The 12825-nt window shown below is 64.5% G+C and carries 15 protein-coding genes and 1 pseudogene; 4 read left to right on the top strand and 12 right to left on the bottom strand.

Going from position 1 to position 12825, the window contains the following annotated elements; genetic code table 11:
* Nucleotides 1-58 precede the first annotated feature (58 nt).
* From ACGFIK_RS06675 to ACGFIK_RS06665, 3 genes are all read right to left on the bottom strand, one after another.
* A complete protein-coding gene (locus ACGFIK_RS06675; RefSeq protein ID WP_393338087.1) occupies nucleotides 59-868 on the bottom strand; it encodes a metal-dependent hydrolase in 810 nt (269 codons plus the stop codon).
* A 282-nt stretch (nucleotides 869-1150) separates the two neighbouring features.
* Entirely contained in the window at nucleotides 1151-1276 is a 126-nt protein-coding gene (locus ACGFIK_RS06670; RefSeq protein WP_327025094.1) for a hypothetical protein, read from the bottom strand.
* A gap of 155 nt (nucleotides 1277-1431) precedes the next feature.
* Nucleotides 1432-2322 carry an ISAs1 family transposase gene (locus tag ACGFIK_RS06665; protein ID WP_393338084.1) on the bottom strand — a complete coding sequence of 297 codons (891 nt, stop codon included), beginning with the start codon at nucleotides 2320-2322 and terminating at the stop codon, nucleotides 1432-1434.
* Nucleotides 2323-2826: 504 nt separating this feature from the next.
* On the opposite strand from ACGFIK_RS06665, the gene ACGFIK_RS06660 reads away from it, so the two are divergent.
* A complete protein-coding gene (locus tag ACGFIK_RS06660; RefSeq protein ID WP_393338082.1) occupies nucleotides 2827-3489 on the top strand; it encodes a hypothetical protein in 663 nt (220 codons plus the stop codon).
* Between the two features lie 64 nt (nucleotides 3490-3553).
* Here ACGFIK_RS06660 and ACGFIK_RS06655 read toward each other — a convergent pair whose 3' ends face one another.
* From ACGFIK_RS06655 to ACGFIK_RS06645, 3 genes are all read right to left on the bottom strand, one after another.
* Entirely contained in the window at nucleotides 3554-4585 is a 1032-nt protein-coding gene (locus ACGFIK_RS06655) for a CU044_5270 family protein (protein WP_393338079.1), read from the bottom strand.
* Nucleotides 4542-5123 (bottom strand): RNA polymerase sigma factor, encoded by a 582-nt coding sequence (locus tag ACGFIK_RS06650; protein ID WP_393338077.1) that lies wholly within the window; start codon nucleotides 5121-5123, stop codon nucleotides 4542-4544. Before ACGFIK_RS06650 ends, ACGFIK_RS06655 begins: the two co-directional genes overlap by 44 nt.
* A gap of 397 nt (nucleotides 5124-5520) precedes the next feature.
* Nucleotides 5521-6102 (bottom strand): hypothetical protein, encoded by a 582-nt coding sequence (locus ACGFIK_RS06645; RefSeq protein WP_393338075.1) that lies wholly within the window; start codon nucleotides 6100-6102, stop codon nucleotides 5521-5523.
* Between the two features lie 297 nt (nucleotides 6103-6399).
* Between ACGFIK_RS06645 and ACGFIK_RS06640 the strand changes: the two are divergent.
* The 3 genes and pseudogenes from ACGFIK_RS06640 (at nucleotide 6400) to ACGFIK_RS06630 (ending at nucleotide 7973) form a co-directional block, all read left to right on the top strand.
* A pseudogene (locus ACGFIK_RS06640) lies at nucleotides 6400-6931 on the top strand (DUF6244 family protein).
* 191 nt (nucleotides 6932-7122) lie between these two features.
* The gene (locus ACGFIK_RS06635) at nucleotides 7123-7521 is read left to right on the top strand and encodes a hypothetical protein (RefSeq protein WP_393338536.1); all 399 of its coding nucleotides are present in this window, start codon (nucleotides 7123-7125) and stop codon (nucleotides 7519-7521) included.
* Nucleotides 7521-7973 carry a SitI3 family protein gene (locus tag ACGFIK_RS06630; RefSeq protein ID WP_393338073.1) on the top strand — a complete coding sequence of 151 codons (453 nt, stop codon included), beginning with the start codon at nucleotides 7521-7523 and terminating at the stop codon, nucleotides 7971-7973. Before ACGFIK_RS06635 ends, ACGFIK_RS06630 begins: the two co-directional genes overlap by 1 nt.
* Before the next feature lie 34 nt (nucleotides 7974-8007).
* On the opposite strand, the gene ACGFIK_RS06625 is transcribed toward ACGFIK_RS06630, so the two are convergent.
* The 6 genes from ACGFIK_RS06625 to ACGFIK_RS06600 form a co-directional block, all read right to left on the bottom strand.
* Entirely contained in the window at nucleotides 8008-8457 is a 450-nt protein-coding gene (locus tag ACGFIK_RS06625; protein ID WP_393338070.1) for a SitI3 family protein, read from the bottom strand.
* A 666-nt stretch (nucleotides 8458-9123) separates the two neighbouring features.
* The gene (locus tag ACGFIK_RS06620) at nucleotides 9124-10089 is read right to left on the bottom strand and encodes a hypothetical protein (RefSeq protein WP_393338068.1); all 966 of its coding nucleotides are present in this window, start codon (nucleotides 10087-10089) and stop codon (nucleotides 9124-9126) included.
* Nucleotides 10090-10094: 5 nt separating this feature from the next.
* On the bottom strand, nucleotides 10095-10415 hold the full coding sequence (locus ACGFIK_RS06615; protein ID WP_393338066.1) for a hypothetical protein: 321 nt from the start codon (nucleotides 10413-10415) through the stop codon (nucleotides 10095-10097).
* Nucleotides 10416-10614: 199 nt separating this feature from the next.
* Nucleotides 10615-10902: a hypothetical protein gene (locus ACGFIK_RS06610; RefSeq protein ID WP_393338064.1), complete on the bottom strand. Its 288-nt coding sequence runs from the start codon at nucleotides 10900-10902 to the stop codon at nucleotides 10615-10617.
* 293 nt (nucleotides 10903-11195) lie between these two features.
* Entirely contained in the window at nucleotides 11196-11390 is a 195-nt protein-coding gene (locus ACGFIK_RS06605; protein WP_393338062.1) for a DUF397 domain-containing protein, read from the bottom strand.
* Nucleotides 11383-12282 carry a helix-turn-helix domain-containing protein gene (locus ACGFIK_RS06600; protein WP_393338060.1) on the bottom strand — a complete coding sequence of 300 codons (900 nt, stop codon included), beginning with the start codon at nucleotides 12280-12282 and terminating at the stop codon, nucleotides 11383-11385. Before ACGFIK_RS06600 ends, ACGFIK_RS06605 begins: the two co-directional genes overlap by 8 nt.
* Nucleotides 12283-12825 lie beyond the last annotated feature (543 nt).

Here is a 12825-nt window from a genome sequence, read left to right as displayed (position 1 = left end):
ACTTCGCCGTCAACCTCATGGTCAACCACTTCGGGGGTTTGGCCGGTGGGGGGGCGGGTCAGCCGTTGATGTTGAACTTGTTGAGCAGGGAGGGGGCTAGCAGGCCGATCGAGGCCAGGATCGAGATGACGGTCAGTGCGGGGCGGACGATGGCCACCTCGGTGCGCCCGCCGGCCCGCAAGGCGATCTTGTCGGGCAGGCTGATCGGCGTCCACATCCGGCGCTTGATCGGAATCGGCCAGAGGATCGGCACCCCGGCCCTGGTGATCATGTCACCGATGATGTGCACGAAGGCACCCACCCCGACCGCCAGGCCGATCATCGGGTACCCCCGATCGCCGGGCAGGTTCGCGGCGGTGAAGGCGGCCGCGCTGGCCGAAACCAGGGTGACGATCACCCAGCCGGCGCGTTCGGCCCACTTGTCGAACAGGCCGCGCAGCGCCAGGCCGATCATGAAGAACAGGATGCCGATGACCGCCCACTTGCCGTACGTCGCGCACAGCGTGGTGGTGCCCCAGCCGAGCAGTACGGTGAACGGAATGGTGTGGGTCAGCGTACGGTGGCCGTTTGTGCGTTTCGGGTCGCGGCTGAGCTTGGTGGCGTAGTAGACGCCCAGCGAGATCTTCTCCACCACCTCGGCGATAAACAGCGAGAAGACACCGAAGGTACGGGCCACCGTCGCGCCGCCCTTGTTCCGGGTCACCTTGCCGGACAGGTCGAGGTCGGGCAGCAACGCCCCACCGGCACAGACGGCGGTGCCCACGGCGAGAGCCAACGGAGACTGCTCGTAGTCGTAGAACTGCTGTAGCGCCCAGGACCCGCTCAGCCATACCGCCGCGCCGGACAACGCGTGCGATGGACCCATCATCTCGGCTCGCCCTCCCCAGGGATCTTGAGCGCCAAAACTACGTCACTGTAGTTCGCCGCACCGCCGCAGGGGCATCACTGCGACGTCCACAAGGGACGACATCGGAGCGTGGTCCGGAGACCGAGCCGACCACCAGGGATTATGGCAGTCGGAACGGGCTCGCCAGAGCCCTGTGTCGGCCATGGGACGCGGCGTGCGCCCTTCGCGTTGTGCGTGTCAGGAGTCCTAGCAACGCTCAACGCATGGAGAGTCCTTCTGCTACCCAGGGCCCCGGCAAAGTCCTCAGGTGATGCCGAGTAGGGCCAGTGGTCGGTTGCTGTCGCGGGCGTGGTGGCGGTTGGCGGCGGCGATGTTGGTGACGCCGGTCAGGCGTAGGGCGCCGATGGCGGCGTTGCGTAGGGATGCCATGACTTGGGGTCCGGTGCCGATGCGGATCTGGGATCGGCCTTCGTCGTAGGTGACGTCGCGGACCCAGTGGACCTTGTTCTCGATCGACCAGTGACCGCGGATCCACCCTGCGAGGTGCTCCGGCCTGGCTTGGTGAACGAGTAGGTCGGTGATGGCTAGACGGTTTCGGTGGTGAAGCGTTTCGGCTGGTCGAGGCGCCGGCGGCGGCGTCGGATCTGCAGTGCTTGGGCGGCGTGGGGGAAGTCGATCCCGGTGGAGATGGACAGGATCTTCAGGGTGCGGATCTCCCGGCGGCCATGACCACGGTCGCTGTCACGGGTGGGGTCGGGAACGCCTCGCCAGGGCAAGCGGGCCAATTGGGCGTGCAGGCTGGGCTGGTTGCCCTTCACGGTGAGAATCCAATGGGAGCCGCGTTCGGCGAGGTAGGCGACGTGTTCACGCTGGCAGTGCAGGGCGTCGGCGGTCACCACGACCTCGCCGAGGTCGCCGAGTTGGTCGAGCAGGGGTGCGAAGCGGGTGATCTCGTTGGTCTTGCCGTCGACGTCGGTGCTGGCCAGCACGACACCGGTGGCCTGGTCGGCGGCGGCCAGGACGTGCCGGGCGACGGTGTCGCCGGTCCGGGAGCCGCGTAGCGTCTTGCCGTCCACGGCGATCGCCCGGGGTGTTCCCGCCGACGGCGCGGGCAGCTGTGTGGCGAGCCAGGCTCCGATCACCATGGCCAACCGGTCGGCGTCCAGGGTTTGCAACAGCCTGCGGATCATGGCCTCTGACGGCCGCCGGCCAGGGTCGATCCCGAGCACAGCCGCGGTATCAGCGGGTAGATCAGCGACCCATTCACCGATCGCCGCATACGAGCGGTAACCAGCGACGACCGCGCAGACCGCCGCCGCGACCACGGTTACCAGAGCATGCCGGACTCCACGCCGGGCACGTGGATCGGGCAGGGAACCCAACGCCGTGAGCAGGCCGGCAGCCGAGGCCACCGCAGATGCCCTGGGTGGTGCGGTCGACAACGATGAGATCAGCGATGGTGACAGCGCGGGCATGGTTCACTTCAGGTAGATCAACAGGCCTCGAGAACCTCGATGATCTTCTGGAACGTCATGCCCGCCCTGCTGCCCACACCAAGGGCGCGTCTACGCCAACCACCTCAACCCAGACACCTCTCACGACTTGGCCGGGGCCCTGACCCGCTGGGCCAGTCGTCACATGACCAGACCATTCGCCATCCTCGAACTCACGAAGTGATCTTCAAACGGCCGTGGGCAGAGGAGCAGGGGATCCGCGTGACGACCACGCCCAATCCTTATCTCGCAACCTTATTCACCGAGAGATAGCTCACGTCCATCGATGCATCACGCTTCGTGTTGGGCGGCGTTCGACCTGGACTGGTCGAACGCCATTGTGGTAAGTCATTTACCTTCGCGACATAACTTACAGTCACGAGGTGGTTACTTGACGCTTCTGCCGGGGCTTGTGAGGATCCTTCTATCGCAAGTGGCATCAGCTACTTAACGAACCGTCGGTACAACCTTGAAAGGGAGGCCCGCATGAAGGCCCGGAGAATCGCGCTGCGCCGTTTCGGAAGTTTTACTGCCGCCATCTCTGTTGCCGCCCTACTTGCCGCATCGAGCAGCCTTTCGGCGGCAAGCGCAGATCCAAGTCCGGGTCCCTCGCTACCCGACCAAGGCTCTACGACGGCACCAACCAACGGCGAGCTGACCGTTAAGGACATTCTTCGTGCTAACCCTGACGCGAAGCAGGTGCGCGCGGGCGTGGTCAACATCGCTCCGGGCGTCGACGTAATCCTGCCGCCCAGCGACGGCAGCGCCAACAACGCGCGTGCTGCCGCCGATATCTGCGACTACTACTACCTTTGCGTGTGGGAGCACGCGCTTGTCGACGATTTCGGTGCAGGGCTCGGATTCTATGACTGCCAGCCCTCAGGAAGCCTGATCAATCTGGGCGGGATGCGGTACCCGGACGGCGCCTGGGTCGGCACTGGCACCTCGGGGCCGAAGTGGAACGATCGCATCTCAATGTTCGACAACAACCAGACGCCTGGTACGGCCACCTACTTCTACAACTACACTGGAAGTAGCTGGTCGAACGTTCTGACTAGCTACGCGTACCAACGCGTTTCCAATCTCCGCTATAGCCCGAACGGCAACATTAACGACATTATCGACGGAGTCCACGTCTGCACCAGCTGACGACACCTTTCGCTGACAGTGCGTGGGCTTTCCGAAGCAGGAAAGCCCACGCACTGTTCCTTCATTATCCTATAGACGAGCGGCGGTCGTATTCGAGGAAAAGGTTGTAGGCAACCACCTGTTGTGGAGTTGCGAGGCGGACATTCTCGTGCGCCAACAAGTCACCGGTCCTCGGATCGAAGACCAGGACCATCTGGAAGCCGTGCTGCCTGTCGTCTGTAGTCACGGCGACGCCCTGACGTCCCGCTCGGTCAGTCACCGCTCCGCGCCACTGGAATCCCTGGACATCAGCGAGCGTTTCGATGATTTTGCTACGAATCGCCAGCGGCACCACGTGCACGCGGTAGAGCTCGTTGACAGCCTTCGCCACTGCGGGGGCGCCCGAATCGGTCCGGAGCATGGAGGCCAGATCGCCCGGATCAAGAGGTTCCCGGGCTCCCACCGCTCCGGACGAGGCAACGACGGGCCCGGCCGAGCCCGAGTTCGCACCACTGCTAGCCAAGATCGACTCCCAGTAACGTCGGGACTCCTCATCCGGGAACTCGGGTTGAAGGTCCCTCACCCGACTCTCACCTGTCCCGCGAGAGTCGGACCATGTCCAAGCCTCCCGTGCTAGACCCATCTGCCGATTGTCCGGACCCAGTGCCCGCGTCGCTCCCCACGACCGCAGATGGTGGTACACGTAGCCGTCCGACTTCGCGTCATGGTCTGCGGCCGTGATACTGGCTGCCAGATTGCGCAGCGCGGGAGCCGCGTCGGGAGCCGCGTCTCTGATCTCGTAGGAGATCGGTGTGAGGACGGTGCCAGCGACGGCGGGCCCGGCCTGCGGAGGTAGCGGTAGCACATTCGGATCTGCCGACGGCCGCCCGAGCACAACGGCGACCGAACCGGCGAGCAACACGGCGGCAAAGGCAGGTGCAGCCACCAGAACAGCACGTCGACGGGATCGAGTGGCCCTCGGGCGTGACGGGGACGGATCAGCGCGCTCGGCGCGGGCGATGACCTGGCCAGCCGATAGCGTTGGCTCCACCAGCGCCACACGTTGGGCGGGGTCAGCCGGACCGAGAAGGTCCCGTAGCTGCTGCGGCGTGTTCATCGTTCTTCCCTCCCGGGATTTGCGTGTTCTTGACTGACGAGGTTGTTCCCATCGCGTTTCGCAGCCGCCAACGCGCGCGGTGCAGACGCACACCCGCGGTAGGTCGGCTGCAGCTGAGCACGACAGCTGCCTCTGCCAGCGTCAGCTCCTCCCACCCGATCAATCGCAAGATCTCCTGGTCGGTCTCGCTGAGGCTGTGTAGGGCGTTGATCAGATCCAGCAGGTCTCCGGCCGACTCCGGGTTCTGGGTATCCGCCTGATGTTGAGGGAGATCGATCATCGAGGTGACGATGGGTCTGCCGCGGCGACTGCGCCACCGGTTGGCGAGAACCCGCCTGGCTACCCCGTACAGCCACGGCAGGCCGTGCTGGGGGACATCGACGCGACGCTGCCATGCCACCACGAACACCTCTTGCGCGACTTCCACCGAGTCATCCATGCCCGCGGTGCGGCGAAGCCCGTATCTCACTATGTCCTGGTAGTGGGTGGCGTACAGGTCGGTGAACCAGTCCTCGCCACGCTCACCCGACGGCCCCATCCGGCCTCCTGACTCACGCTTGGAAACAACTACTACTGCTTGTGTCAGCCAAGGCCCCGCCGTTACCCCTCCAGGAGAAAATTCTTATGATCGGATGCCTCGCCGTCCATGCCGACCCCGGGCCAACTCTGCAAAAAGTGCGGCGATCACATCGACGTGGACGGGTTCGGCGGCCACGGCCGTGGTCACGACTGTGTCCTTCCTGGCGGCCTTGACCTTGACTATTCGGCACGCTTCGCGTGTTGCTACCGCTGCACCCCGTCGCGCACGAAGGCCGTTGCGGCGGCCACCCCGTCGGCGGGGCCTGTCTTGCCAACGGCTCTGTTTCACATACGAGACAAAGCCCCTCGTCCTGCACCACGTCGAAGCCAACCGCTACGCACGATGAAAATGGCTGTCAGTAGTACGTCGGCTGCCGCTCTTCCGGGTCCGCATGCACCACGTCAAGGTTCCTGTTTGCGACGAGGCGGTCGACAACCCCACGGTCGGCTCCGATGCCGGCCCAATGAGGGTCGACGTCGCTGGCGAAACACCACGCATGATCCGCAGGCCAGACGAATGCCGGCGCTGAGTAAACTTCGGAGTCGAACAAGTCGCTCCACCCCATCAAGTCGTCCAGGGTGCCGGTGAACAGGACGTATCGCCGGTGCGGAAGGTCCAGCATGGGTCCGCCAGTCAGTGCGGGATTCCGGAACGTCGCGCCGCCCTCCCATACGCAGACATGGCAGTCGCGCGTGGAGGAGCTGTAGTCGGCGAGGGCCTCCAACGCTGTTCGGGCTATGTCGATCTCAGTAGATCGGCGAGATGGCAGCCGCACGTCCGACTCGCGCATCTCCGGAAGGACCGGATCGGGCAGGTAGCGAAGGCGTGCGTACGCGGGGAACGAGGCCGGCCCGAAGGTGATCAGCCGCGTCGGGTCGACATCGGTCGCATACAGCCACGCCGCAGCAGAGAGCTCGTCAGTGGGCTGCAGTGTCATCGTCGGAATAACAGTTCGCTAGTTGTAGTGGCCATGAGCGTCTTTGACGGCGTGTCGGCTTGAGCCATGGAGAGGCCCCGGCGAGGTGTGAGGCGCTGACGCCCATACCTACCGGAGGCCTCTATGGCCCACCGTAAACGCTACGGCTAGTTCACTACGCAGTAGGGGCCGTACTAGGGGGTTCACTGTGAGTTCCCTGAGTGGTGGATCCGGCTCGATATCGGTGCATCGCCGGGAGGTGATGCGGCCGGGTAGGTTGCTGGTCGGGAGTCCGTTCTCGGTCGCGGGGTGATTGACGTGTCGAGCATTGAGGAAATCGACGGCGAGCTGCGGGCTGTAATTGCAGGTCTGGAGCGAGGGCGGAGCCTCACCGCAGCGGCCGACCATCAGGTCCAGCAGGTCGCTGCCCGAGCTGTCGGGGCCGGGTTTGCGGCGGTCGCGGCGGGAATGGCGCGGGTTCGCGCCGCGATTTCCGCTATCCAGGCGGGGTTGAGTGGGGCTGCTGGGACGGTGGGTGAGGCGACTCGCGCTGCCGCGAGTGTGCCTCGGGAGGCTGCCACTCCGCAGGAGACCATCGCCGCGCTGGCGCAGGTGCAACAGGCCATCGCGGGTGCCCGCGAGGGGACCGCCGCGACGATCGGCCATGTCGATCAGGCCCGGCAACTCGTCGGTACGGTGCTGCGGGGTGGACAACCGGGGTCCACTTCTGCAGTCTCTTGACAGCATCAAGCAGGTCTTGGTGCTTGTAGTGCAGCGTTGTGGCGCAGTGCAGCAGGCTGCGGAGGCGGCGGTAGGGCAGGCGCGGGGACTGGGGTCGTCGGGAAACTGATCGGGGCTGGTCGTCCTCTACCGGCCAGCCCTGCGCCGACGATCCCCGGCGACGTGTCGCGTGTGGTGACCGAGCAGCAACAGGACGACCTTCCGGCGTGGGGCAGGAAAGCCACGGGGATCGAGAATGGCACCCCGACTGGTCCACGGACCCGAGTCGGAGCCAGGACGGACGACAGCACCCGACGAGCTCTGGAGTTGGAGAACGAGTGTGCCGACACCGTTGCCGTCAAGGGTTACCGGGTGCATCAGAACCCCACGGCGCAGCAGGTCGGCGACGCCCGCGTCCGTACCGGTGACCGTGGTAATCCGGACAAGGACCCCGACTATCTCATCGAGGGGCACGTCTTCGACTGCTACTCGCCGCAGGCCCGGACGTCGGTGCGCAACGTGTGGAGTCAGGTCCGGGAGAAGGTCGACGATGAGCAGACGCAGCGGGTGGTGCTCAACTTGAAGGACTGGGAGGGTGACGTGGCGGCTTTGCGGCGGCAGTTCGACAAGTGGCCGATTGGCGGGTTGAAGGAACTGGCGGTGGTCACCCGCGACGGTACGATCCGTCAGATCGTCCGCGAGACTGAGAGGGCGTCCTGATGGCCGTGGAGTTCCGCCTGGTCCTGGCCGGTGACCCGCCCGTTGCAGAGGTAGCTGCCCTCACCGCTGCCGACCCCCGCGAAGTCCCACGGCCAGCGTCGACCCCGGCCCTTTTCTCCGCCCGTCTGTACGAGCAACGCGGCTACGCCATCACCGTCCGCGCCGGAACCGACGGCTATTGGGAGGCCGAAGCGGACGGCGAGACCCGCTGGGAATGGGCACCCACGTCGTACGTTTCCGTGACGTTCTCCATGCGGGCCGACGACATCGTCGAGACGGGAATCCCCAACATGATGGCGGCGGTCAGGAGGGTCCTCGCCGGCCGCGCCGAGGACGCGGCACTGGTGCAGGACGGCAACTACCTTCTCCTGACCCGAACCGACGGCGTCGTCCACACCTACCGCCCGGACTGGTGGCACCACTACCACCTCGACCGTTCCTTCGCCGGCTGACCTGCGCTGCGTGCCACTGGCGGGGCTGGGGGAGTCAGATCATGTGGATCGTGATGAGGTGGTTGTCCCACCAGGCTGGCCGGTGTTTGCGTAGGGTCCCGGCGACTCGGGTGAGCAGCAGCCAGTTGCCGTTCAGTACCAGCGCGGCGTCCTCGGGACGGCCGGCGAGCACGCGGGCCACGGCCGCGACCATGTTCGGTGTTGCGGCGCGCAGAGAGTCGTCCTTGGGCATGTGGAAGACGATGTTGACGTAGGTGTCGGGTTCCCATTCCCACTGGGAACCGTCGTCGTCTTCGGCATCGAAGTAGCCGTTGCTGCCCGCATAGATGCTGAGGCTGTACCCGGACGTGTGCGTAAGGTCCGCGCCCAGCAGTCGTGGATAGCCGGGCCGGATCGACTCCTCGACGCCATCCGGGGCGGCGAGTTCAGCCACCTGTTCCAGCGGGATGTTGCCCGCCAGCGTCACTCGGTATTCAATAGCCACGCGCGCCTGCCTTCTCAGTCTCGCCGAACGATTTGAATGATCTCACCGCTGCGGGTCACCGCCATCAGTTCCTTGAGCTGATGGATCGGCCAGTCGTCGAATGACCACGGTAGTATTGGTGCGACGACTTCGACGTCGCTTGCTTCCCCAAGATCGACACTTGTCGCATTCTGCCTGCCAGAACATGGTGGCTGTCGCCTGGGCCTCGGGCCGCGTCCTCTCAGCCAGCGGGTCCGCCTGACGATTAACTCTGAAGTAGCCAGTCCCCGGGAAACCCTCTCGAGGTCCAGCGACGTGGACGACGAGGGAGTCAAGTGGAGGAAGACCCCTGGCGGCGCACCGGTGGTGGAACTGCTCCATGAATGTGGTTACGAGATGAGACTCGCCCCCAAAATGTAGGTTCTGAGGCGACGGCAGGCCAGCGGCCTCGAAGACCCGCGAGTAAGAGACTGTCTGACCGCGGTCCTCTGCGCCATTGGTCACAACATAATCAATCGCGGCGTCAACCTGGTCCGTAGTGAAGCTGTGTGTGGTTGGCATCACCGCAAGGTACGATGTCTTCATGCGGTGGGACACCGGCCTTTCGGTTGCACAGTGGGCCCTCATGTCGCCCCGTGCGCACGTCGCTGCCTGACGCCGCCACTGATAGCGGCTACCGCGCCGCTTTTAGATCGCTTCCTTGATCTCAAGGACTACCGGCCCTGTTGGCGTCGGAGCGATGATGGCATCGTAGTTGGTTGTACGGTTCTCGCCCTTCGCGGATCCGAGCGATTTGTAGCGCACTGTCAATCCGTAGGTGCCCTTTACATGCAGGATACCGAATTTCGGGTCAAACGAAGCGCGTGCCGTCAAGAGTGGATCGCCCGTCAAGGACCACTCGATCTTTGTGGCACCCGATGGCGGACGCCAGTCCGGACATCCGGCTGGCATGCCAGAGCCGGCACCGCGCACGCACTGTGTGAATGCATCCTTCAGCTTTGCCGCCACGGGGTCCCATGCCTGCTTCGGATCTTGTTTTGCTATTTCGGGATCGCCCAAGGCTGAGTGTTCTTTGATCTCCTGCACATCGAGCCGCCCATCCACCCAGTGCACCTTCGCCCAGTACTTCATTGGCGTCACCACGCGGCGTGACTCCTTGCGGACCGTGTAGTCGGCTGCCACCACGACCGTCCCCAACACGTCGAAGCGGGTCTCAGCCTCGTTGTAGTGGATCACCACAGCTTCGACGGGATTTCCATAGAATGTCCAGTGGACCTTGGAAACGTTGCCCGAGGTTTCTACGAGGGACTGAGGGCAGTTGGCGGGGCTTGGAGAATCGGACTTTTGGCACCTATCGAGCCAGTCGCTTGCAGCCGCAGCCACAGCTTGCTGCGTCACGCCATCTGGCCATGGGTCCGATTCGGTCGGGAATGGCTCATTTCCCCCAAAGAGAAAGTAGGCAAGAATCCCAAGGATGGCGATGACGCCGATCCCGCCGCCTGTTGCTGTCGCCGCAGCACCTGAACCGGATTCCGGCGACTCAGCTGCGACTTGGTCGTCGCCGACTCTCGATCCATTGAACGTGCAATTGACGTAGGCATCGCGTGCGGCATTAGCTTGGTCCCGTTCGGCGTAGCCAACCTGATCCCCCACGCTGGTCACCTGCCGTCGGAGCGCGAGCCATAGTAGTCGCGCCCCACGTTAATTTGATCACGCTGGGCAAAACCGATCTGCGTGTTGCCGTGCGCGCCGGAGGCCGGCGACATCGGGCGACCAAGCGTATTCCGATCTTGCGCTCTTGACCCTGCCCGAACATCACTTAGTCCGCGAAGCGTCAAGGTCACCCCAGTGATCGCTACTGGCAGCGCGATGATGTTTGCCCAGGCTGCGGCACCATCAAGGCTTCCACTGAAGATCATGACCAGCGAGGCAATGATGATCAGAAAGAGCGCAGAGATGGTCCAGAGTCGTTTGGGCACGACACCCATGATGAGACACGGGAGCAAGCCACGGAAGTATCGGCAAAGGGTGTCGCCGATTTGACACGCAACACCGAAGCTCGCTCTTCGCAAAGCGAGCGGCAGCGGAGCTGTCAGGCCGTCAGGGCGGCTTTCAGGTCGCGACGGGTAAGGCGGTGTGGAGTTGTAGCGCCTCGGCTGACAGGTTCTCGCGACCGCCCTACTCGCGGTCGATGGCGCAGACCACCGTGTCCACCCGGGCACCGATGGCGCGGAGCTGTCTCAACGACGCCAGTAGCGCGCTTCCGGTGGTCGTGCCGCTTTGATCAGGACGCCCCGCCGCCCGTTCGCGGATCGCCATCGGGGGACCTTTGGTGGTGCCGTACTCCTTGGCGCGATCGCGCACGAAGACGGTGGGAAGCCCGGTCGGCTGCGACATCACAGTGGTCAAGGGAGTGCCGCCCATCTCCATCCCCGCCAACACGTCGCACTCGGGCAGCAGGGCCACCGTAGCCTCGACGGCCTCACGTAACAGATCCGGCTGTCCCTCGAACAAGTACGTGTCGAAGTACTTGTTCGCTGACCTGTCCGGAAGACAGACGGAACCGTCCGGTCAAATGCAGGTGTCGTAGACGCGATGCGCAAGCGGGTAGGTCACCTACTCAGCCTCGCATGCCAGCGTGGACCGAGCAGGCCGTGCCCTACTTCAGGATCCTCGGGAACGTCTTCTCCTGAGCTGATGGTGGCCGCCGACTCGGCGGCCACCATCAGCAAGAGGTGGGTGGTTTGCTTTGCTGCGGGTTACGGGGTGGGGGAACGCAGGCTGGTGGTGAAGGTGGTCCAGGAGGTGGGGGAGAAGGTCAGTACGGGGCCGTTGGGGTCCTTGCTGTCGCGGACGCCCACGCCGCCACCGGGCAGCGCGTCGGCGACCTCGACGCAGGCTCCCTGGTTGCCGCTGCGGCTGCTCTTGCGCCACTGGACAGTCGTGTCAGCCACGGGTGAATGCCTCCATTGTTGCGGTTATCAACGTCCTCGACGACTCCTCGTCGAGTGCTCGTGAGGTCACGTCGTCCCACGCGAGTTTGTACGCCGCGACCTCGGTTGCCTTGTCGAGGTAGAGCGCACCGGTGAGGCTGTCGACGTAGACCAGCGGTGGCTCAAGGGGTTCCGAGGTGCCGGGCACATTCGGGAACTCCAAGATGAAGAACGCGGACGTCATGCCGCCATGCGCCCCGGCTGCGAAGGGGAGGATCCTGATCGTCACGCTGGGGGACCGGCTGACATCGAGCAGGTGTTGAAGCTGGGCTGCCATGACCTCCGGCCCGCCGACGGCTCGTCGGATGGCGCCTTCGCCCAACACGACCGCAAGGTGCGGTGGTCGCGGGTTGGTGAGCAGGCGTTGACGCTCCATCCGGAAGTCGACCTGCCGCTTTACATCCTCGGGGTCGATGAGGCCCTTCGGCACACCCGTCACGGCCGTGGCGTATTCACGGGTTTGGAGGAGTCCGGGCACCGCTTCGGGGCCGTACTCCCGGATTCGCTCGGCACTACTTTCCAGCCTGACGAACAACCCGAACCAGCTCGGTAGGCGGGTGTTGGTGTAGTCGTGCCACCAGGCGCTGGCGCCCTTGGTGCGGGTTTCGCCGCCGAGGGCGAGTAGTTCGGCGCGGTCTTCGGCGCTGGCCTCGTACAGCTCGCACATCGCCTTGATCTCGATGTCGCGGAACTTGATGCGGGGGTCGCCGGCTTCGATTCGGTGGATCGTTGCGGGGCTGCGTTGGAGAAGGATGGCAGCCCTCTCCTGACTCATCCCTGTCTCTCTGCGGAGGGCCGCCATCTTGCGGCCGATCCTCCGCCTCAACAGGGCCGATCCGTCCGTGTCGGACACGGAGCCTCCTATCACCACTTTGCCAAACAGCAGCATACAAACGATGGGCCACTTGATCACGTTGTGCGCATTGCTGCCCTGACCAGGGCTAACGTCTTGTGAAGGCGCTAATGTGCAATCCCTTTCATGATTTGAATTGATGTGCTGCATTGCATTCTGCCCTATCGCAGCCAGACGATGACTCTCAGCAAGTTGTCCGGCATCCCCGGCGACAGCAAAACCTCACTTGTGGACTGCCAGCGGCTGTCCGTTGAGGACTCACCCGCCCCACCGTGCCGCCCGCAGGCGCCGCGAACCGGGTGCGGGGATCGCACCGCTTCCCCCGATCGGAGCGGTCCCCGCACCCACCCCGTCGGGGTGCGCGGTCGGCGCCAGGGAAGGCCCGGCCGCGCATCTCTCGCAGAAAGGTGATGGCAGTGCGCCTCAAGTGGTTCGTTCCGGCCAACGCCGACCACCCGTTCCCCCCGTTCGGCCTCCACCCCACCCGCCACACCTCGGCCCCCACCCGCCCAGGTGATCAAGAGGTTTTGGTCGCCGATGGGC

The organism is Micromonospora sp. NPDC048871, from assembly GCF_043198155.1.
Taxonomy (GTDB): domain Bacteria; phylum Actinomycetota; class Actinomycetes; order Mycobacteriales; family Micromonosporaceae; genus Micromonospora.
Note: the sequence above shows the minus strand (reverse complement) of the source record. Positions and strands in the feature narration are given on the sequence as shown.